The sequence below is a fragment of the Salinigranum halophilum genome, from assembly GCF_007004735.1.
Lineage (GTDB): Archaea > Halobacteriota > Halobacteria > Halobacteriales > Haloferacaceae > Salinigranum > Salinigranum halophilum.
The window spans coordinates 190,682-216,868 of the sequence record NZ_SSNL01000003.1; the positions used below are offsets into that span (position 1 = coordinate 190,682).

At 68.3% G+C, this 26,187-nt stretch carries 25 protein-coding genes; 10 read left to right on the plus strand and 15 right to left on the minus strand.

Translation table 11 applies throughout. From position 1 onward, the window contains the following. Positions 1 to 133: 133 nt before the first annotated feature. From E6N53_RS05515 to E6N53_RS05525, 3 genes are all read right to left on the minus strand, one after another. Complete coding sequence (locus tag E6N53_RS05515) at positions 134 to 1,534, minus strand: hypothetical protein (protein ID WP_142857563.1); 1,401 nt, start codon at positions 1,532 to 1,534, stop codon at positions 134 to 136. After that, on the minus strand, positions 1,531 to 3,795 hold the full coding sequence (locus E6N53_RS05520) for a sugar-transfer associated ATP-grasp domain-containing protein (RefSeq protein ID WP_142857565.1): 2,265 nt from the start codon (positions 3,793 to 3,795) through the stop codon (positions 1,531 to 1,533). The genes E6N53_RS05515 and E6N53_RS05520 overlap by 4 nt, the downstream gene beginning before the upstream one ends. A gap of 214 nt (positions 3,796 to 4,009) precedes the next feature. Continuing rightward, a complete protein-coding gene (locus E6N53_RS05525; protein ID WP_161596514.1) occupies positions 4,010 to 4,699 on the minus strand; it encodes a sugar-transfer associated ATP-grasp domain-containing protein in 690 nt (229 codons plus the stop codon). A gap of 276 nt (positions 4,700 to 4,975) precedes the next feature. Between E6N53_RS05525 and E6N53_RS20960 the strand changes: the two genes are divergently transcribed. Then, a complete protein-coding gene (locus E6N53_RS20960; protein ID WP_201741082.1) occupies positions 4,976 to 6,556 on the plus strand; it encodes a winged helix-turn-helix transcriptional regulator in 1,581 nt (526 codons plus the stop codon). 46 nt (positions 6,557 to 6,602) lie between these two features. On the opposite strand, the gene E6N53_RS20640 is transcribed toward E6N53_RS20960, so the two are convergent. Next, positions 6,603 to 6,764, minus strand: a complete 162-nt coding sequence (locus tag E6N53_RS20640; protein ID WP_161569887.1) for a hypothetical protein — start codon at positions 6,762 to 6,764, stop codon at positions 6,603 to 6,605. A gap of 22 nt (positions 6,765 to 6,786) precedes the next feature. On the opposite strand from E6N53_RS20640, the gene E6N53_RS05535 reads away from it, so the two are divergent. Further along, on the plus strand, positions 6,787 to 7,797 hold the full coding sequence (locus tag E6N53_RS05535) for a hypothetical protein (protein ID WP_142857568.1): 1,011 nt from the start codon (positions 6,787 to 6,789) through the stop codon (positions 7,795 to 7,797). Positions 7,798 to 7,803: 6 nt separating this feature from the next. On the opposite strand, the gene E6N53_RS05540 is transcribed toward E6N53_RS05535, so the two are convergent. The 5 genes from E6N53_RS05540 to E6N53_RS05560 form a co-directional block, all read right to left on the minus strand. Next, the gene (locus E6N53_RS05540; protein WP_201741083.1) at positions 7,804 to 8,436 is read right to left on the minus strand and encodes a uracil-DNA glycosylase; all 633 of its coding nucleotides are present in this window, start codon (positions 8,434 to 8,436) and stop codon (positions 7,804 to 7,806) included. Between the two features lie 7 nt (positions 8,437 to 8,443). Continuing rightward, positions 8,444 to 8,674, minus strand: a complete 231-nt coding sequence (locus E6N53_RS05545; protein WP_142857569.1) for a DUF7860 family protein — start codon at positions 8,672 to 8,674, stop codon at positions 8,444 to 8,446. Positions 8,675 to 8,728: 54 nt separating this feature from the next. Continuing rightward, positions 8,729 to 9,595 carry a ribose-phosphate diphosphokinase gene (locus E6N53_RS05550; protein ID WP_142857570.1) on the minus strand — a complete coding sequence of 289 codons (867 nt, stop codon included), beginning with the start codon at positions 9,593 to 9,595 and terminating at the stop codon, positions 8,729 to 8,731. Between the two features lie 109 nt (positions 9,596 to 9,704). Next, the gene (locus tag E6N53_RS05555; RefSeq protein WP_142857572.1) at positions 9,705 to 10,529 is read right to left on the minus strand and encodes an HVO_0234 family beta-propeller protein; all 825 of its coding nucleotides are present in this window, start codon (positions 10,527 to 10,529) and stop codon (positions 9,705 to 9,707) included. Between the two features lie 139 nt (positions 10,530 to 10,668). Continuing rightward, positions 10,669 to 10,956, minus strand: coding sequence for a hypothetical protein (locus E6N53_RS05560; RefSeq protein WP_136589953.1), 288 nt, complete (start codon positions 10,954 to 10,956; stop codon positions 10,669 to 10,671). Positions 10,957 to 11,191: 235 nt separating this feature from the next. On the opposite strand from E6N53_RS05560, the gene E6N53_RS05565 reads away from it, so the two are divergent. Further along, positions 11,192 to 12,313, plus strand: coding sequence for a tRNA (guanine(26)-N(2))-dimethyltransferase (locus tag E6N53_RS05565; protein WP_142857574.1), 1,122 nt, complete (start codon positions 11,192 to 11,194; stop codon positions 12,311 to 12,313). 60 nt (positions 12,314 to 12,373) lie between these two features. After that, positions 12,374 to 13,618 carry a YihY/virulence factor BrkB family protein gene (locus E6N53_RS05570; protein WP_142857576.1) on the plus strand — a complete coding sequence of 415 codons (1,245 nt, stop codon included), beginning with the start codon at positions 12,374 to 12,376 and terminating at the stop codon, positions 13,616 to 13,618. Between the two features lie 83 nt (positions 13,619 to 13,701). Here E6N53_RS05570 and E6N53_RS05575 read toward each other — a convergent pair whose 3' ends face one another. Beyond that, entirely contained in the window at positions 13,702 to 14,343 is a 642-nt protein-coding gene (locus E6N53_RS05575) for a DedA family protein (RefSeq protein WP_142857578.1), read from the minus strand. Between the two features lie 54 nt (positions 14,344 to 14,397). On the opposite strand from E6N53_RS05575, the gene E6N53_RS05580 reads away from it, so the two are divergent. After that, positions 14,398 to 15,252, plus strand: coding sequence for a phosphatase PAP2 family protein (locus E6N53_RS05580; protein WP_136600738.1), 855 nt, complete (start codon positions 14,398 to 14,400; stop codon positions 15,250 to 15,252). A 103-nt stretch (positions 15,253 to 15,355) separates the two neighbouring features. Here E6N53_RS05580 and glnA read toward each other — a convergent pair whose 3' ends face one another. After that, positions 15,356 to 16,729, minus strand: a complete 1,374-nt coding sequence (gene glnA, locus E6N53_RS05585; RefSeq protein ID WP_136600739.1) for a type I glutamate--ammonia ligase — start codon at positions 16,727 to 16,729, stop codon at positions 15,356 to 15,358. Between the two features lie 126 nt (positions 16,730 to 16,855). Here glnA and lrp point away from each other — a divergent pair, with 126 nt between their 5' ends. Continuing rightward, a complete protein-coding gene (lrp, locus tag E6N53_RS05590) occupies positions 16,856 to 17,314 on the plus strand; it encodes an HTH-type transcriptional regulator Lrp (RefSeq protein WP_136600740.1) in 459 nt (152 codons plus the stop codon). A 27-nt stretch (positions 17,315 to 17,341) separates the two neighbouring features. Here the strand turns inward: lrp and E6N53_RS20645 are convergent, their stop codons facing one another. Beyond that, entirely contained in the window at positions 17,342 to 17,494 is a 153-nt protein-coding gene (locus tag E6N53_RS20645; protein WP_161569886.1) for a hypothetical protein, read from the minus strand. A gap of 140 nt (positions 17,495 to 17,634) precedes the next feature. Between E6N53_RS20645 and E6N53_RS05595 the strand changes: the two genes are divergently transcribed. Continuing rightward, on the plus strand, positions 17,635 to 18,996 hold the full coding sequence (locus E6N53_RS05595; RefSeq protein WP_142857580.1) for an NAD-dependent succinate-semialdehyde dehydrogenase: 1,362 nt from the start codon (positions 17,635 to 17,637) through the stop codon (positions 18,994 to 18,996). Between the two features lie 158 nt (positions 18,997 to 19,154). Here E6N53_RS05595 and E6N53_RS05600 read toward each other — a convergent pair whose 3' ends face one another. Further along, a complete protein-coding gene (locus E6N53_RS05600) occupies positions 19,155 to 20,261 on the minus strand; it encodes an aminopeptidase (RefSeq protein ID WP_136600742.1) in 1,107 nt (368 codons plus the stop codon). Between the two features lie 148 nt (positions 20,262 to 20,409). On the opposite strand from E6N53_RS05600, the gene E6N53_RS05605 reads away from it, so the two are divergent. Both E6N53_RS05605 and ltaE read left to right on the plus strand, forming a co-directional pair. Further along, on the plus strand, positions 20,410 to 20,700 hold the full coding sequence (locus E6N53_RS05605; protein ID WP_142857582.1) for a GYD domain-containing protein: 291 nt from the start codon (positions 20,410 to 20,412) through the stop codon (positions 20,698 to 20,700). A gap of 267 nt (positions 20,701 to 20,967) precedes the next feature. Continuing rightward, the gene (gene ltaE, locus E6N53_RS05610) at positions 20,968 to 21,999 is read left to right on the plus strand and encodes a low-specificity L-threonine aldolase (protein WP_142857584.1); all 1,032 of its coding nucleotides are present in this window, start codon (positions 20,968 to 20,970) and stop codon (positions 21,997 to 21,999) included. A 74-nt stretch (positions 22,000 to 22,073) separates the two neighbouring features. Here the strand turns inward: ltaE and E6N53_RS05615 are convergent, their stop codons facing one another. Continuing rightward, positions 22,074 to 24,407, minus strand: coding sequence for a choice-of-anchor I family protein (locus E6N53_RS05615; protein WP_236642307.1), 2,334 nt, complete (start codon positions 24,405 to 24,407; stop codon positions 22,074 to 22,076). Positions 24,408 to 24,600: 193 nt separating this feature from the next. Beyond that, a complete protein-coding gene (locus E6N53_RS05620; protein WP_142857586.1) occupies positions 24,601 to 25,545 on the minus strand; it encodes a cation diffusion facilitator family transporter in 945 nt (314 codons plus the stop codon). Between the two features lie 79 nt (positions 25,546 to 25,624). On the opposite strand from E6N53_RS05620, the gene E6N53_RS05625 reads away from it, so the two are divergent. Next, positions 25,625 to 26,128 carry a metallophosphoesterase gene (locus E6N53_RS05625; protein WP_142857588.1) on the plus strand — a complete coding sequence of 168 codons (504 nt, stop codon included), beginning with the start codon at positions 25,625 to 25,627 and terminating at the stop codon, positions 26,126 to 26,128. The last annotated feature ends 59 nt before the right edge of the window (positions 26,129 to 26,187 follow it).

Here is a 26,187-nt window from a genome sequence, read left to right on the forward strand (position 1 = left end):
GCCGCGGCCGGCCCCGCGCGGAGACCGTCCTCGGCTGTCGCGGAGACGTGAGAGGACACCCCCGGTCACCGTGCTCGAACCGGGGAACACGCGACTCGGCGTGTGGTGGGCCGAAGCGGGAGCGTCGAGGGAGTCAGCGTCGGTGTAAGCGGAGCCCCCCGATGACGGCGAGCGCCCCGGCGAACAGGAGCGCGCCGACGAGCGGAGCGGCCTGCCCCTCCGGTTCGAGCATCTCCCGCGTCGGTCGCTCCGTCGTCGCCTCCGCCACCGAGTCGGGCACGGTGGGAGTCGCGTCCGTCCCGACGTACGTGGCGAGCCACTCGTCGCGGGGTTCACCGACCGTCTCCTCGACGAGCGTCGCGAACGTCTCGTCCGTCACCGTCCCGTCGTGGGCGTTCACAGCGGCGAACACGTCCTGGAGCGTCCTGTCGCCGTCGCTCGCTTCTCTGACCTCGACGTCGAGCGCCGCGAGCACGCGCATCCCCTTGAAGTAGCTCGCGCGGTCGGTGACGCTCCGGCTCTCGCGAAGCACCGCGTCGTTCGTCTCGTCGGTGCGGACGTACTCGACGAACGCCGCCTCCGAGACGTGACCACCCTCCGAGGCGAGCCGCGCCGCGTAATACTCCGCGCTGGCGTCGTCGAACCACCGCATCCCCGACCCGGCCTCGTACGCCTGGCGGCTGTGGACGTACTCGTGGAACCACGCGTTGTCCGCCGTCTCGAGCGGCCGGTCGGCACCGACGTACATGTCCTGTCGGCCGTCGACCTGCGCTCGCGACAGCTTCCCGGGCGCGTCGATGGGTGTCGGCGCGACGAAGACGGTCAGCCGCTCGTTCCGCGCGCCGACGCGCAGGTCGTCGGAGGCACCGGCGAGGGCGTCGGCGACGGCGTCGGGCGACGAGACCATGTCGGCCGCCGCCGGGACGACGAGGCGGATGGTCTCGCCGTCGACCGTCCGCGTCTCGGTCTCGTACGGGCCGAGGTAGGCGTAGCCAGGGCCGACGACGCCCTCGCCCACGGGCTCGCCACGCTCGACGACGGCCGGTTCGGGCGCGTCTGCCCTCCGACTGTAGCGCCACGCGACGTCCGCGGTGCGCCAGTTGAACAGCGCCCAGTCGCCCGTGCTCGTCGCCTCGAGCGTGCCCTCGTCGCGCCGGTCGACGTCCGCGACGTAGGTGATGGTCGGCCGGTCGACGGCCGACGCCGCGCCGTCCCACGTCCACGTTCCGTCCGTGGTCTGTTCGTAGCCGGTGGTCTCGACCACGTCGGCTCCGTCGGGCGGCGAGACAGAGACGCCCGTCACCGAGTCGGGAACCGCCGTCTCGACCGTCACCCGGACCGTCCCTTCCCGGTCGGGCAGGCGCTCGAACGCGTGCGTGAACGTCAGCACGTTCTCGCCCTGGGTCGCCGTCGCAGTCTCTGCCGCTCCGCTCGGCGACGCAGCCGCGGGGACGGGGCCAGCCGTCGCCACGACGAGGAGCACCAGTGCCACGGCGACGACCGCCGGCCGCGTCTCCGTGCCGAGGGGGCTCATTCGCGCTCGTCTCCGAAGACGCCCGTGAGGCCGAACGCCTCCACGCAGAGCCTGCCGACGAAGCCGACGGCGACGAGGACGAACAGCGCCGTGAACACCGGGAACCCGACGAGGAGCGCACCCGTGAGCAGCGCCCCGCTCGTCAGCCCGCCCCCGATGGTCGAGAGCCGCCGCCGGACGAGGCGCTCCGACCCGGTCCGCTCGACCGTCGTCTCCGCTCCGTCGGTGGTCTCGTCGGCGTCTTCGTCGGTCGCTCTCCCCTCGCGGTTCGCGTCGGTGTTCGCTGGACCGACGGCGTCCGCCGCGTCCACAGCGTCCGCTTCACCCGTCCTCTGGGTGGGTTCGACCGCCGTTCCGACGGAGTCGACGGCCGCTGTCGTCTGGCTCTCGTGCAGGGCGTCCGCGTCCGGAAGCGCTTCGGCGGCGTAGCCGGCCGCGTCCCACTCCTGGGCGAGTTCGATCTTCCGTTCGGCAGGCAGATACTCGTACTCCGCGGGGAGCGACTCGACGAACTCCAGCCGCCGGAAGAGTCCGTCTCCGGTGGTGTTCTGGATGCCCAGGCCGGGCCGGACGTTCACCTCCAGCACCTTCGGGACGTCCCCTTCGGTCAGCACCACGTCGACACCGGTGTAGCCCAGGCCGGAGGCGGCCGCCGCCTCGACGGCGGTCTCGACGACCCCGTCCCAGTTCGGCAGCCGGAAGTCCGTCAGCGACGCGCCCGTGTCGGGGTGGGCGTCGAGTTCCCTGTCGCGGGACTGCTGGAACGCGCCGAGCGGCGTGCCGTCGGCGACGTTCAGGCCGACGCCCACGGCCCCCAGGTGGAGGTTCGCCGCGCCGTCGGATGCCTGGGTTGGGAGCCGTGTCATCGCCATCACCGGGTACCCACGGAAGACGATGACGCGGACGTCGGCGACGCCATCACCGTGGAGGTCACGCATGAACGCCGCGGGGGTCAGCTTCTCCTCGAGAATTGCCTTCCCGTCCGATTCGAGGCCGCTGTACTGCCCGTCGACGATGCGTCGGACGTGGTCGACGAGGTCGCGTTCGGTCATCGGCCCCTTCGAGGTCCGATACTCGTCGCCGTCGCGGCCGGAGACGACGACGATTCCCTCGCCGCCGTACCCCTTGCTGGGCTTGACGACGAACTCGTCGCGCTCTGTGACGACGCGGCTCGCGACGTCGAGGTCGGTGCTGTCGTCGACGACCGCGTACGTCCTGGGGGACTCGACGCCGAGGCCCGTGAAGCGGCGGTTGACGTGCGCCTTCTCGTCCGCGCTCGGTCGGAGATGCGGTGGGTTGTACTCCTCGATGTACTGGTTGCGGCGCTTCATCGCGAGCACTTCCGTCTCCTCGAGTTCGGGCTCGTCGACGTCGCGGCCGGCGAGCCGAGCCAGTCTGCGTCCGTACCGCGCCAGGCGCAGTCGAAGCCGAAGTACGCCGACCGACACCGGCCCGCGTCTGCCGTCGAAGTGGCCGCCGAAGCGGCGGAGCTCCGAGAGCCGGAAGGTCGGACGCGAGCCGAGATACGCCACCAGGAGTAGCGTCACGCCCCACGCGACCGGCGTCGTCATGAACCAGTCGACGAGCGCGTCGGTCGAGATGACCAGATACGCGACGACGATGGCGACGAGCGTCCCCAGGAGACGCTTCGCGGGTGCGGTCCAGCCGCGCTCTTCGATGTCGGAGGCCGCACGGTCGGCGTACCACGCGCTGATGATGGTCGGGAAGAACACCTCCTGTGAGTTCGTGAGTGGCGGCAGGAGGCCGACGTCGCTGGCGACGAACGCTAGCGCCGTTGCGATTCCCGCGACAGAGAGCAACACGGCGACGCGCGGTGCGGTTCCGAGCTTCAGTGGCTGCAGCGCGCGGTAGCTGAGAAGCGTCACCACCAGCACGTTCACGAACAGTATCGCGCCCCAGACCGGACCCGCGCCGACCATGATGAACGCGATGACGACCGGCGCGAACAGGCCGTACGTCCGCAGGCCGACCTCGTTTCTGACGACGGCCATCACCGCGCCGGCGAGCACGATCTGGAAGAAGATTCGCGACCGGTCGAGTGCGACCGAGAGGCCGACCGTCTGGCCGACCAGCACGCCGGCGGCGCTGAGCAGGCTCGCGAGGAGGACGAGTGGGCCGAACGTCCGTGCCTGCTCTCCGAGCCACGCACTCGCGGCGTTCCGGTGGGTGCCCGAATCGCCTCCACCGGGTGGTTCGTGTTCGAGACTGCCGTCGGTTCGTCTGCCCGCGTCGTGGGCCATGGCTCGACGTTCGACTGGGGTATAAAGGGGTCTCTCACAAACGCGTCCAAAGGGTGTGTGACCGACGCCGCCCGTGGCGTCTCCGAGCGGCTAGTGGCGGCGGTAGACCCGGTCGAGAGCGACGGTAGCGACGGGAGAGAACGCGTTGACGGACCGGTGGCCGACGGAGTGCGACGGGGGTCGAGGGTCCGGGCGTCTCGTTCACCGGGCGGCCTCACGGCTGTCTGTTCGCCCCGACGAATACGTCGCGGCCACGCCCGACGGTCCTGCCGAGTCGAACGTCGACGCCAGCGGGGAGTGCCCGCAGCGAGAACTCCGCACGCGTCCACTCGCGGACGTCTTCGAGTCGTCCGTGGACGGGACGCTGGTCGCAGTCGTCCGGGAGAGCGTTGACGAACCGGAGCCGGCGGAACAGCCCGCTCTCCCTCGTGTCCTGCAGCGCCAGTCCGGGACGGCTGTCGACGGCCAGCACCACCGGGTCGTCGCCCGCGGCCAGCGTGACGTCGACGACGTAACAGATGCCGGGCGTGTCGACGGCGCGCGTCGCCGCTCCGACGACCGCTTCCCAGTTCGGTATCCGGACGCCGGTCAGCGGCACACCCGTATCGGGGTGCCTGGCTACCGTCTCCGGCGATACGAGGCGGCACGCCCCGTCCGCCGCCCCGTCGGATACGGAGAGCCGAACGCCGAGCGCCCCGTGGTAGAGGCTCACGGACCCGCTCGACGCCTCGGTCGGCACCCGCGCCAGCGCCACGACGGGGTAGCCACGGTAGACGACGAGACGGATGTCCGCAACACCGCTTGGGTGGAAGCCGGCCACGAACGCCGCTGGCTCCGGGGGCTCACAGCCGTGTGCCGTGTCCGCGGGTTCGTGTTCTTTCGCCGTGAACGTCTCCCAGTCCATACAGTCAGGCCTATCAGAGAGAGAAAAGGGTCTCTCGCAAACGCATCCAAAGGGTGATGCGTGGGTCACAGCGGGACGTCCGTCCCCGCTTACTCGCGTGCCGACCGTCGCACGCCACTGTGCGACCACGCTACGCTTGCTCCTGTCGTCCGACGCACGGGGACGGAGTCCCCGTGTCAGAGCCGCTTCCGGCCGTCTCGGCGCTCGTCTCGACCGGGATAACTCTCCGGAACACATTAGACACGTCAGTCCTACCGCGAAACTGACCAGTCTTCCATGCGCGCCACTCCTGCCCTCGTGGTCGTCGCTTTGCTCGTATTCGCGCCGACCCTCGCGGCTGCAACACCCGACGCCTCGACCGGTGACGCTGCCCCGCTCACGAGTGGCCCCGTCACCGACTTCTCGGCAGAGAGTGACAGCGATGGTGACGGTGACGGGGATTCGGGTTCGACGGACTCCGACTCGACAGACTCCGACTCGACAGACTCCGACTCGACAGACTCCGACTCGACGGATTCGGGTTCAACGGATTCCGATTCGATTGACTCTGATTCGACAGACTCCGATTCAACGGATTCCGACTCGACAGACTCCGACTCGGCGGACTCGGATTCGACGGACTCGGATTCAACGGATGGCGATGAGTCTGCAGAGACGGAGACGACCGAGACGGCTGAGGGGGAGACGGAGACGGCCGAGAGGGAGACGGAGACGGCCGAGAGGGAGACGGAGACGGCCGAGAGAGAGACGGAGACGGCCGAGAGGGAGACGGAGACGGCCGAGAGAGAGACGGAGACGGCTGAGGAGGAGACGGAGACGGCCGAGAGAGAGACGGAGACGGCTGAGGAGGAGACGGAGACGGAGACGGCTGAGGAGGAGACGGAGACGGAGACGGCTGAGAGAGAGACCGAGACGGATGCCGAGACGGGGCGGAACGAGACCGAGACACGGGCCACCGAGCGAACCGAACGCGGAACGTCGAAGACAGCGGTCGAACCCGACTCCGAGCCCGCGGAGCGGACCGAGGTCGCTGTCGCCGCCAGGAACGACGATGACGACTCGGGCGGGTCGGAGGGCGTCGACTCGACCGGCTTCGGTCCGGAGTCTGCGGGTACAGGCGTGGCCATCGGTGCCGGGGCGCTGGCGGCGGGTGCCATCGCCCGTCGCGTCGCCTTCTCGGGGTCGACGGGCGCGAGTGCGAGTGCGGCGAGCGTCGCATCGACGACGGCCACGACCGCCCCGCGCGGCCTCGCGCGTCTCGCCCGCTCGTCGCTCGTGGACCTCGCCGATCGGGTACAGGCCGTCGCCTCGGACTGGGTCGGCCGGGTTCTCGCCGCGGCGGGCTACACGAAGTGGGCGGGTAACGACCCGCTCGAACACGACACCCGCGCGGAGTTGTACGACCACGTCCAGGCTGAGCCGGGCACGTACCTCTCGGCGTTCGAGGATACTCCAGCCGTCGACGCCACCCTCGGGACGGTCCGGTACCACCTGAAGATTCTTGAGCGCGAGAGGCTCGTCACCTCCGAGAAGGTCCAGGGAAAGCGGCGGTACTACCCCATCGGTAGTTCGCCGGACGCACTTGACGTCGCCCTCGAGGGTGACTCGACCCGTGCCATCCTGGAAGCGCTCACGGCCTCGCCGGACTCGGTGTCTGGCCTCGCCGACCGGGTCGACCGCGACCCGAGCACGGTCTCACACCACCTCACCCGACTGGAAGCGCAGGGGCTCGTCGAGCGCGAGCGCGACGGGCAGGCGGTGACGAACCGGCTCACGCCGGGCGTCGAGGCACTCCTCTCTCAGGGGCCGTTCGCCGAGAGTGGACCGGGTGCCGATCGGACGGCAGCCGACGACTGACGCCGACGTGTGGCCTGCTCGTCGTTCGCCGCTTACCGTTCGCCGTTCACCACCGGTTGCGAACGACGCGACCGTCGTCGGTGCGCTCGGAGGTCGCCGTCGCCTCCTCGGTGGTGACGGTCTCGTCCGCGTCAGTGTCACGGACGGGACAGGAGAATCCGGTGCCGACGACGAGCGGATGGCCCTCGCCCGGGGCTACGCTTTTCACCCGACCCGCCCAACCCCCGGTCATGTCAATCGAATTTGAACGGCAGGTCCAGGAGGCGACCTTCTACAGCCCGCTCGAGGATTTCGAGGAGACGACCGTCGAGACCGAGGTCAGAGTGGACCCGCTCACCGGCCGGACGGCCCGGGTCGTCACGGACAACTTCCTGATGCCGGAGTCGCCAGCCATCGACGACTCGGTTCTCGACAGCGAGGGCTGTTTCTTCTGCCCCGGAACCGTCGAGGAGGCGACGCCGAAGTACCCCGACTGGATTGCCCCCGACCGGGGCAAGAGCGGCGAGGCGACGTCGTTTCCGAACCTCAACCCCTACGGCGCGTACTCGAACGTGGTCGCGCTCACCGAAGAGCACTTCGTCCCTATCGACGAGTTCACCACGGAGCAGTTCGCCGACGGCCTCTGTGCGGCCTTCCAGTACGTCCGCGACGTCTTCGACCACGACGACGACGCCCGCTTCGCGTCGGTGAACATGAACTACCTTCGACCGGCGGGGTCGAGCCTCATCCACCCACACATGCAGACGCTCGTCGACGACCGTGGGACGAACGAACAGCGCCGCGTCGCCGAGGCCGCCCGCGACTTCTACGACGCCAACGACGAGGTGTACTGGTCGGAACTGGCTATCGACGAGCGCGGCGGTGACCGCTACGTCGCGGAGATCGGTAACGTCCACTGGCTCGCGCCGTTCGCCCCGAAACACCACCGCCACCTCGTCGGCGTCGCCGCACAGATCCACTCCGGCGTCCCCGACCCGCGCGGCGACGTGACCCACGACTTCGCGGAGGGACTGGTCGACGTCCTCTCGTACTACGCCTCGCTGGGGTTGAACAGCTTCAACGTCGCGCTCTTCGTCGAACGGGACGACCCCGCTCTCCCCCCGGTCATGAACGTCACCGCCCGGTCGGTGTTCGACGAGTACTACTGGAGCGACGCGACGTTCTTCACGTCGCTGCACGACGAGGGCGTCGTCGACGTCGCTCCCGAGGTGTACGGCAAGGAGGCCCACAAGTTCTTCTGAGCGGGCTCAGCTGGGCTCGCCGACGAGTGCGGCGAGCGTCTCGCGGAGGGCGGCCTCGTACGCCCCGTCGTCGTAACCGAGTCGAGCCACCCAGACGTCCTGGTACGAGGGGTGCAGGAGGGGAAGCAGCCACGTGTCGAGAGCGGGGAGTCGCTCGGGTGTGAGCACGCGGTCGACGAAGCCGTCGAGTGAGCGCCCCTCGACGGCCAGCAGCGTCGCCGTCGCGTGCTTGCCGGTCGCCGCGACGACCGCGGGCGCGACCTCGTCGAGTTCGCGTTCGAGGTAGGGTCGGCAGTTCGCCCGCTCCTCGCTCGTCGGCTCCCGGTTCGTCCCCTCCTCGCCCTCGGGGAAGCACTTCACGGCGTTGGTGAAGTACGGCTCGTACCCGAGTCGGTCGAACAGGGCCCTGATACGGCGGCCCGAATGCCGGGTGGTGTACGCCATCCCGGTGTGGTTGCCCCCGCGCCACTGGTCGGCGTCGGGGTCGCCCGCACCCGGCGCTTCGCCCACCACGACGACGTCGGCGTCGGTGGGGCCGGTCCCCCACGAGATCCGCGTTCGACACTCGGCGAGCCCCGGACACCGCCGACAGTCGGCTTCGAGGACGGTCCGACGCGACGGGTACAGCGAGTCGCCCACGGCCGCGCTACTCCGTCAGCGGGAGCGCGATTCCGAAGACGAACGGGACCACGAGGAGGAGCACGACGCCGAGCACTTCGAGGTCGAAAAAGAGCGTGTGTTCCCACGCGGGCAGCGGGCCGAAGAACGCCGAGCCGACGACCTCACCGAGGACGCCGACGGCGAAGAGCGCCGCCCCGAGGAGCATTCCGCGTTTCGTCGTCCGAGGGTAGTCGATATCTCCGTATCGTCCTGCCATCGTTCTCGACTCTGTCGGACGAGCGTATATGCTTTTTGCGCGCGCCTCGACGGCCTACAGTACGTCCGCCACCACCGGGGCGGCGCTGACGACGCTGACGTCGCGCTCCAGCGTGTCGGTCCCGTACACCCGTTCGACGCCGGCGGCTTCGAGTTTCGTCCGCGCGGCCCGCGCGAGGAGGGGGTGGACGCAGGCGGTGAAGATGCGGTCGGCCCCACGCTCGCGGAGGACGGCCACGGACTCGGCCATCGTCGACCCCGTGGCGATGATATCGTCCGTGATGACGACGTCCCGCCCCTCGACTGGCGCGTCAGACGGCTCGATGCTCACCTCGGTCCCCGAGTGACGCGTCTTCTCGAAGTAGTCGGTGCCGCCCGCCCCGTGCGCGTCGCGGACCGCCCGCGCGAGGTCGATGGCACCGTCGTCCGGCGAGAGGAAGAGCGGGTCGTCGAGCGGCGTGTCGAGGCCGGCGAGTGGCACGGCGAGCCGGTCGGCGGCGTCGACGATGTCGACCGGGACGTCGAAGAACTCCCGCACCGCGGGTTCGTGTGGTGTGACGAGCACGACCCGGTCGGTACTGGTCGAGACCGCCCGCGCCATCGCCCGCGCGGAGATGGGCTGACCGGGCTCGAACACCTTGTCCTGGCGCGCGTACCCCATGTACGGGATGACGGTCACGAGCGATTCGACGCCCGCCTCTCGGAGGGCGTCCTGCAGCTGGAGCAGTTCGACGTAGGCGTCGTTCGAGGGCGTCGCGGCGACGACGACGGCCCGCTCGGGCGTGTCCGCCCCGGCCGCCGGCACCGCCGCGAACGTCTCCCCGTCCGGAAACCGATCAAATTCGGGGACGGCGAGGGTGTCGTCGAGCGTCGTCGCGAGCGCCGCAGCCAGCGCCTGCGACCGCGAACCTGGTACTATCATACTCGACGGTCACTCCGCGGTGAGTTAAACGCGTTTTCGTCTCCGGCTGGCCGACGGTCCGCTCCCGGTCGAACCGCACGACGATCACGTCTGGTCCGGTTCGGTCCGGTCAGGGGATGGCCACGCCGCCGACGTCGCGGAGGCCGAGCGCCTGCGTTCGCGACCCGTCGCCCGCGTCGACGAGGAACGTCCCCTCACCGGTAATCGCGCAGACGACGTCGTCACCGTACGCGAACTCGATGGGCGTCTCGTCTGTCGCGAGGTCCGTGCGGTCGACGGTGCGCCACTCGCCGCCGTCCCGCTCGGTGCGCCGTCTGATGCCGGGTGCTCCGACGGCGTGCGCGCGTCCGTCCGGTGCCGCGTCGACGACGTCCCACGCACCCGCTTCGACCACCATCCAGCCGTTCCCCAGATAGAACAGTCCCGTTCCAGTCGCGGCGAACGGCCCGGCCGCGGCCACGTCTCGGACGTCGTCGAGGCCGGCGTGGCGGAGGTCACGGTCGGAGACGCGGAAGACGCCGTCTTCGGCCGCGACGAGCCGTCCGTCGACCGCACGCGGGTCGTCGACGCTCCCGACGGTTCGCCACGACGCCCCGTCGAGGGCCGCGTCGAACCCGAGCCGACCGACTCGCCCGTCTTCGCCGACGGCGACGACCTCGTCGGCGGTGAGCCCCACCCCCACCGCCGGGCCGAACCCTGTCGCCTCGTAGCCTGGGGCGAGCAGGACGTCCTCGTCGGTGGCGACGGCGATTCGTCCGTCGCGTCCGGCGACGTCCCGCGCGGTACAGTGGTGGTCGACCCGAAAGCCGCCGACCAGGTCCCCCGAGACGTCGACCACGACACAGCCAACCCCCGCGGCGACGAACGCCTCGGTCTTACCAGCCTTCGACGAGAAGACCCGTTTCTCTTCGATGGAGAGGTCGCCGTCGGTCATACCATCGAGTCGAGCGTGCGACGAGAAAGTGCTTCCGCTCGACTCACTCTCCCGAACCGGTGTCGGCGCTTCGTGCGGCGTGGCGGGTCGGTGGCTGCTTCCCCTCTTGGGCGACCGACCACTCGGCGCTCACCGCCGCTCAGAGGAACTCCCTGACCTCCGAGTACCACATGTCGTGGTGGTCGACCTCCCCCAGGGCTTCGGCGACATCGACCGCCAGCGAGTGCCAGCAGCGCTCTGTCGGGTCGGACTGGTCGAGGTTGTACTCGGCGTCCTTGCAGGTGCACTGGCCCTCCTCGACGATGTACTCGTCGTCGTAGCCCACCACCACGGTGAAATCCCGGTAGCGTTTCACGCGCCCCTCCGAGACGGCCTCGATGGCCCGCTGGCCCCGTCTCTCGTGTGTCGAGATGATGGCGTCGACGATGGCGGGAGTGAGTTTCCCCCGCTCGGCGAGCGCCGCACGCCAGTCCGTCGCCGGGTCGGCCCCCCGGTCGACAGCGTCGCCCGCGTCGGCGTCGTCGCTCTCGCCGCTTTCGACCTCGGTGTCGTCGACGCCGGTCACGGCACGCGGTTCTGGCCCGGCGAGCAAAAGGTGTTCGGTCACCGCGCTCACATCCCCGTACCACAACCGCTTTGCCCGGCGCTCGGCGAGTGAGCGTATGCTCGTCAGCGAAGGGGGCGCCGCGGTCGAGGTGCCCGAAGCCCGCGACGGCGCCTCCGACGGGAGTGGCGACGGCGTCTTCTTCAACCCGACGCAGGAACTCAACCGCGACGTCACCGTCGCGGTCCTCCGCGCCTACCGCGACCGCGACCCCCGCGCGGCGTCGTACCTCGACGCGATGGCCGCCTCGGGAATCAGAGGGGTTCGTGCCGGCCTCGCCGGCTACGACGTGACCTGTGCCGACGTCGACGCCGACGCCGTCCAGTTGGCGCAGGCGAACCTCGCGCGGAACGACCTCGACGGCGCGGCGGTCCACCGCGACGTCAACGCGCTCTTGCACGACGAGGGGCCGTTCGACGTCGTCGACATCGACCCGTTCGGCACACCCATCCCCTTCGTCGACAGCGCCTTCGCCAACACCCGTGACCTCGTCTGCGTGACGGCGACGGACACCGCACCGCTCTGTGGTGCGCATTACAACTCCGGTGTGCGCAAGTACGCGACAGTCCCACAGAACACCGAATACCACGCCGAGATGGGGCTGCGCGTGCTCGTCTCGGCGCTCGTCCGCACCGCCGCCCGCTACGACACTGCCGCCGTCCCCGTCCTGTCACACGTCACCCGCCATTACGCGCGGACCTACCTCGAACTCGACCACCGCGCGACCAGCGCCGACTCGACGCTGGAGGAACTGGGCTACGTCTACCACTGCGACCAGTGTCTCCACCGCGAGCACGAGTTCGGTCTCGTCGCCCATCCGCCCGACGAGTGTGCTCACTGTGGCGCGTCGGTTCGCACGGCCGGCCCCATCTGGCTCGGGGCGGTTCGAGACGCGGCGTTCACCCACACTGTTCACGACGCGGTGACCGACGACATGGGCGAGGCGAAGGCGGCGCGGTCGCTCCTGGAGACGCTCGCCGCCGAGGTCGAGACGCCGACTCACTACGACCAGCACAAACTCTGTAAGCAGTGGGGACTCCCCGCGCCCGCGATGGACGAGTTCGTCGAGGCCCTCCGAGCGGCAGGCCACGAGGCGTCTCGTGCGCACTACCACGGCACCGCGCTCAAGACGACGGCGACGGTCGCGGAGATGCGAGCGGCGACGAGCGACCTGTTTTGAACCCCTCGCGACGCGACGGAGGCGTCGTCTTCTTGTATCGGCGGATTGAAACCTCGCGCGATGGCTACACGTTCTTCGATGGGAACCGCCCGCACCGTCTTGAACACGGTTCGTGAGAAGGAGGTGACGTTCCTCGCGGCAAGCATCTCGTACTACATCCTCGTCTCGCTCGTCCCGCTCTTGGTGCTGGCGCTCGTCGTCGCCGTCCTCGTCGGCGGCGAGCCGTTCCGGGCGCAGATCATGGCACAGGTCAACGCCAACCTCCCCGCGGGGGAGGCGCTCATCGGGCAGGCGCTCGCCGACCGGACCTCACAGGGAAGCCTCGGCGTCGTGAGCCTCTTGCTCACGGTCTGGGGGTCGCTGAAGGTGTTCCGCGGGCTCGACACGGCGTTCGGGCGAATCTACGCCGTCGCCGGTCGGGGCATCGTCGACCAGCTGAAAGACGGGGCTGCAGCGCTCGTCTCCATCGGCGTGGGCGTCGCCGGTGTCGTCGTCCTCGGGAGCCTCATCGCCCTCCTCGACTCGGCGCTCGTCGACCTCGCCGGCCCCTTCTTGCTCCTCGGCACGCTCACCGTCGCGTTCCTTCCCCTCTACTACATCCTCCCCGACGTCGACGTCTCGGTTCGAGAGGTCCTCCCGGGGACGGTGTTCGCGGCACTCGGGTGGGCCGTCCTGGGGACGGTGTTCGGTATCTACGCCCAGCAGGCCGGGGGGAGCGTCGCGGGCGCGCTCGGTGCCTTGTTGTTGTTGATGACGTGGTTCTACTTCTCGGGTATCCTCATTCTCACCGGCGCCGTCGTCAACGCGGTCACCGGCGGGCGGACGGGTGATGACCGGGACCGGCAGCTACAACACGCGGGAGGCCGACGTGACGAATCAGCAGAAATGAGCGAGGGCGAACCCGACTTCGAAGGCAGGGTCGAACCGAGCGGTGCGCCTGACATCTCCGACCTCGAACGCCAGGTGGAGGAACTCCGGGCCGACCTCGACGACTTCGAACGCGACGTGGACGAACGGACGCTCCCCAAAGCCGACGTCGAAGCCGAGCTGAAACGCTACGTCCGACGGCGGATGCGCCGGGGGAAAGCGCGCGGCTGGGGGCCGTACCTCGTGTTGCTGTACGGGACGGTGATGACGCTCGGCGCGTTCTTCTTCCTCGACGGCGTCTGGGCCATCGTCGCCATGCTCGTGCTGTTCTTGTCGACGCTCGGGCTCTACACCCTCTTCATCCTCGTCGGCGTCGGGTTCAACGCGCTCTCGGTCCCCGCGCGCGCCGCCGACGCGGTTCGCGACCGGCGGAGCTAGGGCCGTCCCCTCGCTTCCTTCACACCGCTGGCGTCCGGCTCACCGTTGCGTTGCCACCGTTGCGAGTGCCGACCCGGCTCGGCTCAGACCGCCTGCCGCCGCCGCCACCACCACGCCGCGCCGCCGAGACAGGCGACGAGGCCGACCGCGGCGAGGAGCGTCGGGCTTGACTCGGCCGCCCGCCCGAGCGGCTCGATGACGTAGTCGATCGGCGCGCGTTCACCCGCCTCGGCGTAGACGAGCCACACCAGGGCGGCGTTGTAGATGGCCCACCCGCCGAACGAGTAGACGGTGAACGTTCGGACACTCATCCGAGCGAAGCCCGCGGGGACCGAGATGGGCGTGCGGAGGACCGGGACGACCCGACCCCAGAACATCAGCCCCTCGCCCCACCGACGGAACCACGCCTTGCTCCGTTCGACCTCCGATTCGGGCACGCGCAGGACGTGTCCGTACCGCTGGAGGACACGGTCACCGTTGACGCCGAAGAGGTAGTACGCGAGCAGGCTCCCGATGACCGCACCGACCGTCCCGACCGCGACGAACAGCGCGAACTCCTCGGGAGTCGTGACCAGATACGCCGCGGCGACGGGGATGATTACCTCGGAGGGGGCGAAGTGGATGATCCACGCCGTCTCTAAGACGATGAAGACGAACAGCGCGAGGTAGCCGTACGTCTGGATGAAGCCGATGAGTGCCTGCGTGAACGCATCGACCGAGACCACTACCTCCTGAGAGGACCCACCGAGTTATATGTCTCGTGTCTCGTCTCTTTCCCTATGCGCGGACTCGGTGAACTCGCCGTCGTCTCTGAGTTTCCCCCCGTCGTCGTCGAACTGTTCGGGCTCCTCACCACCCTCGGTGACCCGTGGCCTCTCCTCGGTGGGCTCGCCCTGCTCTACGCCGTCTCCGACCGCCTCGGCCTCGACCGTCGCCGCGTCGGCTTCGTCTTCGCCACCGCCTTCGTCGCCCTCGGGGTGACGCTCGCGCTGAAATCGGCGTTCGCGCTCCCCCGTCCGCCCGGCGCGCTCGAAGACGGCTACGGCTTCCCGAGCGGCCACGCGCTCGGGGCGACCGTCGTCTGGGGGACGGCGGCGCTCGCGCTCGACACCGGCCGACGCCGCGTCCGCCTCGCGCTCGCGGCCCTCGTGGTCCCCATCGTCGCCGCCTCTCGCGTCGTCATCGGCGTCCACTACCTCGTCGACGTCGTCGTCGGCACCGTCGCGGGGGTCGCCCTCGTCGGTGCCGTCCTCGCAGCCACGTGGCGCGACCGTACCGAGCCGCCCTCACACGCTGCGGTCGACCGCGTGTTCGCTGCCGCCGCCGTCGCCGCCCTCGTCGCGCTCTTCCTGTCGGGCTCCGTGAACACGCTCTTGACCGTCGGCGCGACGCTCGGCGGGTGGGTCGGGTGGCGCGCCGTCGAACCCACGGTCGAACCCGTGGGACGGTCGCTCCCGCCACGAGGAACGGCCGTCACCGTCGTCGGCCTCCCGGTCGTTCTCGGTGGCCTCCTCTCGGTCGGTGCTGCCGCGGAGGCGGCGGCCATCTCCGACCTGCTGACGATGGGGCTCGCCGGTGGCTGCGTCGGACTGTTGTTCGTGCTGCCGCGCGTGGCCGGGCGGCTCGTCGAGTGATGGACCGGCGCGGTCTTCACCGCGTTTCTCGCCGGTGACGTGGAGTCCGCTGGCTCTCCGGTCGAGGTGGCAAAAGAAACCGGTCGTGGGCTGTGCGTCGCGCTCAGAACTTCTCGAGGTACTGGTCGAGTTCCCACTGCGAGACGTCGATGCGGAACTCGTCGTACTCGTGGGTCTTGGCCTCGACGAACTTCTCGTACACGTGAGTGCCCAGCGCCTCCTGGACGGCCTCGTCGGCCTCGAGCGCGTCGAGCGCCTCGCCGAGGTTCGACGGCAGCGTCGTGATGCCGTACTCCTCGCGCTTGGCCTCGTCGAACTCGTAGATGTTCTCGCGGATCGGGTCGGGGGCTTCGAGACCCGCCTCGATGCCGTCGAGCCCGGCGTGGATGAGCACGGCGAGCGCGAGGTAGGGGTTGCAGGACGGGTCGGGGAAGCGCGCCTCGATACGCGAGGCGGCCGGGACGCGCGCGGCCGGCTTGCGGATGAGCGCCGAGCGGTTCCGGTCGGACCAGGCGACGTAGACGGGTGCCTCGTAGCCGGGGACGAGTCGCTTGTAGCTGTTGACCGTCGGGTTGGTGATGGCGGCGAGCGCCGGGGCGTGCTCGAGGACCCCCGCGAGGAAGGAGTGAGCCGTCTCGCTCAGGTTGAACTCGTCGTCGTCGTCGTGGAACGCGTTCTCGCCGTCCTCGGTGAACAGCGAGATGTGGGTGTGCATCCCGGAGCCGTTGATGCGCGGGATGGGTTTCGGCATGAACGTCGCGTGGTAGCCGTGTTCGGCCGCGATGGCGCGGACGACCATCCGGAACGTCGCGACGTTGTCCGCCGTCGAGAGCGCATCGTCGTACTTGAAGTTGATCTCGTGTTGGCCCTCGGCGACCTCGTGGTGGCTGGCCTCCATCTCGAAGCCCATCTCTTCGAGGCCGTAGATGATGTCACGACGGACGTCACTCGCGAGGTCCTTGGGGGCGACGTCGAAGTAGCCGCCGGCGTCGTTCGTCTTCGTCGTCGCGCGGCCGTCTTCGTCCTCCTCGAACAGGAAGAACTCGGGCTCGGGTGCGGCGTTGACCTCGTAGCCCATCTCCTCGGCGCGGGCGAGCGCTTGTTTCAGGACGTAGCGCGGGTCGCCCGTGAAGGGCTCGCCGGTCGAGGTGTCGATGACGTCGCACATGAACCGGGCTGCAGAGCCCGACTCGGTGCTGCGCCACGGCAACACCGCGAACGTCGACGGGTCGGGTTTGAGCCGCATGTCGGACTCCTGGATACGGACGAACCCCTCGATGGAGGACCCGTCGAAGTAGATTCCCTCGGTGAACGCCTTCTCGGCCTGCGACGCCGGCACGGAGACGTTCTTCACGGTTCCGAGAATATCGGTGAACTGGAGTCGGAGGAAATTGACGTTCTTCTCTTCGATTTCGTCCAATACTGCTTGTGCTTCGTCAGTCAGACCGCCATCTGGTGCTGTGTGTTCGTCCGTCATCTTCTGGACACTCTACGCCTATACAGCCAGTATAAAGACCTTGTCGCTTAGTGCAAGGTCGGCGAGTGCCGGTAGAGAACTGGTCATTCATAAAATTCTAAACCCCCGGACCTCTTTTGAACTGTAATGACGTACGAAAACCTCGACGCCAAACTCATCAACGAACTGCTCGGAGACGGACGCGCCAGCCTCAGAAGCCTCGCAGAGGACCTCGACGTCTCCGTGACGACGGTCTCGAACCACCTCCGCGACCTCGAAGAGGAGGGCGTCATCGAGGGGTACACCCCCATCGTCAACTACGACGCGCTCGGCTACGACGTCACGGCGGTCATCCAGCTGAAAGTCGAAGGGAGCGCGCTCCCGGAGATTACCGACCGACTGCGCGAGCAGAACCAGATGATTTCGGTGTACGAGGTCACCGGTGACTACGACATCATCGCCATCGGGAAGTTCCGAGACACCGACGGCATGAACAAGCAGATCAAGCAGCTGTTGACCGACGCCGACATCCGCGAGTCGAACACCTCCGTCGTCCTCAACGCCGTCGTGGAGAACGAACAGTTCGAGCTGGAGATCAACGAGTAACCCGCTCGGCCGCCCCCGACGGGCGACTCACCCGAGGCTCTCGGCGACGTCGTCGATACCCTCGTGGCAGAACGGACACCGGTACCGAGTGGTAAAGCCATCGCGCTCTGTGACGGTCTTCGCCTCGAGTTCGTGCATCGCGATGTCGCGCCCACATCCCTCACAGCGGAGTGTCACCATGTGTGAGAGAGACGACTACACTCGAATAAACGTTGGGCACGGTCGCTTCGGCTCTCCGAACTGGCCGGGTGCGACGCCGCCCGTTCGGGACCCGTCACGAGAGGGAAAACGTAATGACGGCTCCCTATCAGGTCTCCCGTATGGAGGTCGTCAATCCGGCGACGAACGAGCGAATCGCCACGTACGAGGAAGACTCGACGGCGGAGGTCGAAGCCGCCCTCACGCGGGCGACCGACGCCTTCGAGCAGTGGCGCGACGTGTCGCTGCGCGAGCGCCAGGAACTCCTCGTCAGCGCCGGCGAGGTCCTGCGCGACCGCAAACGCGAGTGGGCCGAGTTGATGACCCGCGAGATGGGAAAGCCCATCTCACAGGCGGTCGCCGAGGTCGAAAAGTGCGCGTGGCTCTGTGACCACTACGCCGAGTACGCGAGCGTCTACCTGGCCGACGACCACCACCCGAGTCCACCGGGGACGACGGTCAAGACCCGGTACGACCCGCTGGGGACCGTACTGGCCGTCATGCCCTGGAACTACCCGTTCTGGCAGGTGTTCCGGTTCGCCGCGACGTCGCTCACGGCGGGCAACGTGGGGCTGTTGAAACACGCGTCGAACGTCCCCGGCTGCGCGATGGCCATCGAGGAGATCTTCCGGGAGGCGGGCTACCCCGAGGGGGTCTTCCAGTCGCTTCTCGTCCCCTCCGACCTCGTCGACGACATCGTCGAGGACGACCGGGTCCGTGCGGCGACGCTCACCGGCAGCGGCCCGGCGGGTCGCGCCGTGGCCTCGACGGCGGGTGCCACCCTCAAGAAGACGGTGCTGGAACTCGGCGGGAGCGACCCGTTCGTCGTGCTCGACGACGCGGACCTCGATGCGGCCGCCGAGACCGGCGCGTGGGCGCGCAACATGAACGGTGGCCAGTCGTGTATCGCGGCGAAGCGATTCATCGTCCACGACGCGGTGTACGACGAGTTCCTCGACCGACTCGTCTCGGAGGTCGACTCGCTGACCGTCGGCGACCCGATGGACGAGGAGACCGACGTCGGTCCGCAGGCCCGCCAGAACCTCATGGCGGAACTCCACGAGCAGGTCGAAGCGAGCGTCGCGGCGGGTGCGACCGTCCTCACGGGCGGTGAACCCCTCGACCGCGACGGTGCGTTCTACCCGCCGACGATTCTGACGGACGTCCCCGCGGACTGTCCGGCCGCCGACGAGGAACTGTTCGGTCCCGTCGCGGCCGTGTTCCGGGTCGGTGACGAGGAAGCAGCCATCGAGCAGGCCAACGACACCCGCTTCGGCCTCGGCGCGTCTATCTGGACCGAGGACCGCGAACGCGGCGAGCGGGTCGCCGGACGGGTCGACGCCGGCTGTACGTACATCAACCAGTACACCAAGTCCGACCCGCGCGTCCCCTTCGGCGGCGTCAAAGACTCCGGCTACGGTCGTGAACTCTCCGAGGCCGGCATCAAGGAGTTCGTCAACCGGAAGACGGTCTGGGTCGAGTAAGGACGCCGCAGGCCCCGCGACGCAGCGACGGAGCTACACGAACCCGTCCTCGTAGACGACCCCGCTACTCGAACCCGTCCTCGAACAGAACCTCCACGTCCCAGCTGTTCCCTCGCTCGCGCCGCTCGCTCGGCAAAACCTGGATCAAAACCACCCCGTTACTCGAACCCGTCCTCGAATACGAAGGTGCCGTCTCGCTGGACGACCTCCCCGTCCACCTCGATGACCGACTCCTCGCTCATGTCGACGATCATGTCGACGTGTTCGGCCGACTCGTTCGCCTCGTTCTCCTCGCCGACGCACTCCTCGTAGGCGGCTCCGACGGCCATGTGGACGGTGTCGCCCATCTTCTCGTCGAACAGCATGTTGTAGGTGAACTGGTCGATGCTCCGGTTCATCCCGATTCCGAGTTCGCCCAGATACCGCGCGCCCTCGTCGGTGTCGAACACGCCGTCGAGGACCTCTTCGTTCCGCTCCGCCGAGTACGAGTCGACGCGGCCGTCCTCGAACCGGACGCGGACGCCCTCTATCTCTCGTCCCTGTCGATAGAGCGGCATGTCGAAGTGGACCTCGCCTTCGACCGAGTCCCTGACGGGCGCGGTGAACACCTCCCCGCCCGGCAAGTTCTTCTCGCCGTAATCGTTCAGCGTCGTGTTGCCGGCGATGGACATCGTCACGTCCGTCTCCGCGCCCGACTTGACCCGAACCTCGTCGGCCCCGTCGAGGATGTCGACCATCTCGGCCTGGTGTTCGCGCTGTGCGTCCCAGTCGAGGCTGACGGCGTCCCAGACGAAGTTCTCGTACGCCTCCGTGCTCATCCCCGCCAGCTGGGCGTGTCCGGACGTGGGGAACTGCGTGAGACACCACCGCTTCGAGAGCCGCTCTTTCAGGACGGGCTGCATCGCCCGCCGGTACGCCGCTGTCGTCTCGGGGGCGACGTCGGACTGCTCGCTCACGTTCGCGCCGCCGCGGGCGACGACGACGACGTCGCTCGCCTCGTACAGCGCGAGCTGGTGGTCGGGCGTCTCGAACTCGCCTGCCTCCGCTTCGTCCCCGTCGGCGCGCGCCCGCAGGAACGCCCGCGACGCGCGCTCGGAGTTGTTCAGGTAGACCGGGTTCGCGCCCCGGTCGCCCACGACCTCGTGGAGGGCGACGGCGAGCTCTTCGGCCTCCCGGGGCATGGCGATGACGACGTTCTCGCCCGCCTCGATTCCGGTCGAGTGGTCGGCGATGGTCTCCGCGTGTTCGCGGATGCGTGGGTCCATGTCTCCCCCTGTTACCCTCGCCCTATGCCTCTTTCGGCGTCGACGCGGCCCATCTGCCGGTTCGCCGGACATCCTCTCCCGGCTGAAAAAGTGAGATACCCGTCCGGCACGTCCTAGCGGCACCCGCACGAGCGGGGTGGTGAAACAGATGCCGACATACATCACGTTGGCCGACTGGACCGGAGAGGGGATCGCGAACGCGAAGGAGAGCCCACGGCGCCTCCAGCAGGCACGGGAAGTCTTCTCCACACACGGCGGAGAGCTGACGGACTTCTTCATGACGATTGGTGACCACGACATGGTCGTCGTCTCGACGTTCCCGGACGACGAATCGTACGCCAAGGCGATGCTGAAAGTCGCGAGCGGCGGGGCCGTCCGGACGGAGACGCTGAAGGCGTTCACCGAGGACGAGTACCGCGACATCGTCGACGCGCTCTGAGGCGTCGCCGTCGCGTGACTTGAGCTTTTTGCGGGTCGTCGCTCGGTCGGCTTCCGGTGGTTCGTCGCGGAGTCGACCGGCGTGAACGGCGGTCCGCTCGCGCACGTCGCGCGGTCGTTACGCACTCGAACGCCCGACGCGGTACGGCACCTCTCGCGTCTCCCCGACCGGGTACTCCCCACGCTCACGAGACGCCCGACGACCCGCCCTGCCACGCTCCACCCGTTGACCACTACCTCTTTGTCGCTCCCCCGACTCCCGAGAGCCATGATAGACCTCCGCTCCGACACCGTCACCAAGCCCTCCGATGCGATGCGCGACGCCGCCCGCGACGCCGAGGTGGGCGACGACGTCTACGGCGACGACCCCTCGGTGAACGAACTCGAACGTCGCGCGGCCGACCTCGTCGGGATGGAGGCGGCGCTGTTCGTCCCGAGCGGCACCATGGGTAATCAGGTCGCCATCCGCACACACACCGAGCGCGGACAGGAACTCGTCGTCGACGACGAGGCCCACGTCGTCAAGTGGGAACTCGGCGGCGTCGCCGACCTCTCGGGCGTCCAGGCTCGGATGGTCGACTGCGGCCCGCGGGCCGTTCCCACGGTCGAACAGGTCCGGGCGGCCTACGTCGAGGAGTCGCTGCACCGCCCCGGGACCGGACTGCTCTGTCTGGAGAACACCCACAACAGCCGCGGCGGAGTCGCCGTCGGCGTCGACGCCATCGAGGAGGCCTGCGAGGCCGCACACGACCTCGGGGTTCCCGTCCACCTCGACGGGGCCCGTCTCTTCAACGCCGCCGTCGCCCTCGACGTCGCGCCCGAGGCGTTGACCGGCCCGGCCGACACGGTCAACTTCTGCCTCTCGAAGGGGCTTGGCGCACCCGTCGGGTCTCTCCTCGCCGGTCCAGCGCCGTTCGTCGACCGGGCACGCCGCGTCAGGAAGCTGTTCGGTGGGGGGATGCGCCAGGCCGGTATCATCGCCGCACCGGGGCTCGTGGCGCTCGACAACGTCGGCCGGCTCGAAGCAGACCACGCGAACGCACGGGTGCTCGCCGAGGGGCTCGACGCCATCGCGGGCATCTCGGTCCAGGAACCGGACACGAACATCGTGATGATCTCCGCCGAGGAGGCCGGCGTTTCGGCGTCCGACCTCACAGCCGCTGCGGCCGACCACGGCGTCGCGTTCAACCCGACCGGCGCGTACACTGCCCGGCTCTGTACCCACCTCGACGTCTCCCGCGCCGACGTGACGGAGGCGGTCGACCGCATCGCGGCGGCCGTCGAGAGCCTGCGTCTTTGAAGAGAGACGTCACGGGCTCGGGTGCGCTCACCTTCCGCCAGCGACTACCGGGTACGGGCGCCTCTGTGGTCCGTTCAAACCTCTTCGTAGAGGTCGACGATGTCGTCGTAGTCGAGTTTCCCGTTCTCGTTGAAGTCGTACGCGTCCGCGTTCATCCTGACCGAGTCCGAGTCGAACTGCTCGAACAGGAGGACGACGTCGTCGTAGTCGACGCGCCCGTTCCCGTTGACGTCCTCGTAGCGACCGTCGTCGTCGAGGTCCGTCGGCGCGGCTCCCGAGCGGCCGACCGACGACGGGCCAGTGATGACGACTCCGTTCTGCGTCGCCGCGTCGACTGTCTCGCCCGCGTCGCTGTCGAACGCCTCGACCTCGACGACGAGGTCGGTCGTGCCCGCACCGACGCTGGTGAGGTCGATAGTCGCGAGGGGGACGTTTGTCGCGCCCGACTCGACGGCTCTCTCGGTGTCGACGATCTCCAGTTCGACCGACGAACCGCCGTCGCCGACCGTCGGTGCCTGCGTGAGTCCGAACGCGTCGTTGTAGCTCGCGCTCACGATCTCTGCGACGTCGGTGTCGGCGACCGAGACGGTCAGTCGGCCGCCGGAGAAGCCGTCCCTCGCCGACAGCAGCGAGAGGTCGACACTGCCGGACGCGCCGTTTCTGACAGCGAGCGAGTCGATACCGACGACGCTGGTCGCCACGCGGAAGATCACCGTCGTCCCGCTGACCTCGTGGCCCACGAAGACGAGGGGTTCGTCGATCGGGCTCTCTGCCGCAGTCGCGAAGGCCAGCCCCTCTGGGCCGAGGTCGCCGGCGGCGCTCGCGGGGGCGTCACCGTCTTCGATCTCCGCCTCGATGTCGACCGAGAAGTCCCGCTCGTTAATGTACTGAACGAACGCGGGCGATTCGGGGTCGGTGATGTCGTACACCATCACCCCGCCGATACGCTCGAGACCGATGAACGCGTAGTGGCGGTCGCCGACCTGACCGAGCGCGATTCCCTCGGGTTCGGGACCCTTATTATCACTGCGGCCGTCAGGGTCGCTCTCGTCGTTGTCGTTGTTGAACTGGTCGGGGAACCGTTCGGCAGTGATTCGCTCGAAGTCGCTCCCGCTGTCGAACACCCGTTCGCCGTCGGTGTTGAAGATGCTGAACGACCGCCCGCCGAAGACGTAGATCTCCTCGTAGAGACCGTCGCCGTCGGTGTCACCGAGCGTCGTCGTCACGCCCTTCGCGCCGAGGTTTTCGGGCCGTTGGAGCTCCTCGACGCTGTCGATTCCCTCGATCGAGTCGAAGTCGAACGCCTCGGGGTCGAGGTCGAGGTCGGCGACCTCCCTCTCCTCGCTGAACCCGTCGTAGTCGCGGCCGTCGCCCTCGTTTGCCGTGACGATGTACGTCTCGTCACCGACGCTGTACGAGCCAATCGCGTCGGGCTGAAGGATGCCGTTGATCGGCCAGTTCCGGATGTTGACCCCACCGTCCTCGTTACTGGCGTCGAGTTCGTTCCCCGCGAGACTGTAGTCTTTGAAACCCAGCGGAAGCAGCTTCGTGACAGTTGCGCTCTCGATGTCGATCTCGGCGATGGCGTTGTTCTCCTGCAGCGAGACCCACGCGGTCGTCGAGTCGTCGCTCACAGTGACGTACTCCGGCTCGAAGTCCTGTGAGGCGCTCGCACCCGGCCCGAAGATCCTGATTCCTCGGTCTCGCAGTTCCCCTTCCATACCGTCGAACTGGGCGAAGCCAGCCGTGCTGACGGTCGCTGCGTCCGCGCCCGCAGAGATGTCGACGACACTGACCGACCCCCGGGGATCGACGGTGTACTCCTCGTTCGGCTCACCCTCGTTGGCGACGAGCGCCTTCTGTCCGTCGGGGGTGAACGTCACCTTGTCGGGCAGCGGCCCGACCGTGGCCGTCCCAAGGAGATCGAGCGTTTCGGGGTCGTAGAAGCCGACCTGTCCCGGCTCCTGTGCGTTCTCAGCCTCGATCGCGACGGCGACGGTGGCCGTGGACGCCGAGACGCTGTTCGCGCTGCTCACGCCCGCGAGTTCCCCCGCCACGTCGAGCGCGGCGAGCTTTGTCGGGTCGGTCGGATCCGAGACGTCGAGCACGTCGACGCCGCCGAGGTCCGAGTTGATCACGAACAGTCGCTGGGTGGGCGGGTGGTAGTCGACAATCTCGGCTCCGCCCTCGTCGAACAGTCCCGACTCGTATCGGCCGATTGCCTCGAGACGAACGCCCCCGTGCTGCGGGACCGCCCCTCCCTCGACCTGGTGGACAGTCCGTCCATCTGTCGCCGTCCCGTCGGTCTTCGCCGTTGCCGGTGCGCCCAGTAGTGCGAGTGCGGTGCTCCCGGAGAGGCCGAGAAACGCCCGGCGTCCGAACCGTGTACGCTGTTGTGAATCTCTCACACAGAGTGGTTACAGATGTTAAACTTATTTCTGACTATCATTTTTTATTTTTTCACATATAGTCTCTATACGGCTGTGACGTCCCAAAATACGAACCGAGACATCAGACCGTACGATAGTGTTCTGTCCTCTCTCTGTGGGTACGTGTCACAGCGTCCCGTACGTGAGACGACTGACCCGTAGAGCCGACTGCTCACACCTCTGGCTCGATGTAGACCATCCCGACTCGGTCGTCGACGCGTCTGAGCTTCTCCTCGATGGCAACGATGTCGTCGTCGAGGTCGTGGGTGTCGTTGCCGGCCGCGAAGCTCACGTCGGCGGTGACGAGGGCGTTCTGCGGGCCGAAGAACACCGTTCGGAGGCGGTCGACGTGGACCACCCCGTCGTGACCGCGAATCGCCTCGCGGAGCCGCTCTTCGACCTCGTCCGGGAGCGACTCGCCGATGAGCAGCCGCTTGTTCTCCCACCCCAGCGCGAGCGCGAAGCCCATCAGGAGGAGCCCGATGACCACCGCCGAGACCGAGTCGTAGAGCGGGTTCCCCGTCACTCGCGTGAGGACGATGCCGACGAGGGCGATGGTGGCCCCGCCGAGTGCGATGGCGTCCTCGGTGAAGGCCGTCAGGGTCGTGACGTCGCTCGTCCGCTTGAACGCCTCGACGATGCCCGACCACCCGTACTCCGTGATCTGTCGCTGGAGTTCGGCGTTTGCCTTGACGAACGCGTACGTCTCGAAGCCGATGGCGCCCAGGAGCACGACGACGTTCACGAAGAAGGGGTCGACGCTCGTCCCGAACAGCGTGAAGGTCGAACCACCGCCGCCGTGGGCCGGGTGGAGGACGGCGTCGTACCCGTGTTTCAACGACTCCCACCCCGCGATGCCGAACAGCAGGACGGAGACGAGAAAGGCGTAGAAGAACTGTGCCTTGCCGTAGCCGAACGGGTGGCCGCGGTCGGCCGCTTGGCCGCTGTAGCGGATGCCGATGAGCAAGAAGACCTGGTTGCCGGTGTCGGAGATGGAGTGGTACGTCTCCGAGAGCATCGACGGACTCCCCGTGAGGAGGAAGCCGCCGAACTTCATGATCGCGATGGCACCGTTCGCGACGAGGGCGGCGAGGACGACGGAGGTGCTACTACCCATACACCCGGATGACGCCGACCCGCGTTATACCCTTGGTGCGAGGCGGTAGCTTCCTGTAGCCCTCGCTCTTAGCTCGACCATGCTCGTCGTCGTCTCCGACACCCACTCGCGCTCGGGTCACAAACTCACCGGACGGACGCTCGAGGCCGTCCGCGAGGCCGACGTGGTCGTCCACGCGGGCGACTTCAACCGCGAGCCCGTCCTCGACGCCTTCCACGAGGTCGCGAGCGAACTCCACGGTGTCTACGGTAACACCGACAGCGCGGCCATCCGCGACCGCCTCCCTGTCGCGCGAACCCTCGAGTACCAGGGTCGCCGCTTCGCGGTCACTCACACCCGCGAGGGCGGACCGACGGCGCTGTCGCTGTTCGGCCGCGAGCGCGGCGCCGACGTGGTCCTGTTCGGTCACTCACACCGACCGACGCTCGACGTCTCGGGGCCGGTGACGCTGCTCAACCCCGGCAGCCACGCCCAGCCCCGTGGCAACCGACCCGGTCACGCCGAACTCGAACCCGTCCCGGACGGACTTCGCTGTCGGCTGGTGACACCAGAGGGTGAGGTGTTCGAAGAGCACGTCGTCTGAGGAGGGAAGAAACAGGAGCCCGCACCCGGCCGGTCGTCACGGGAGTGGGGAGGGCAGAC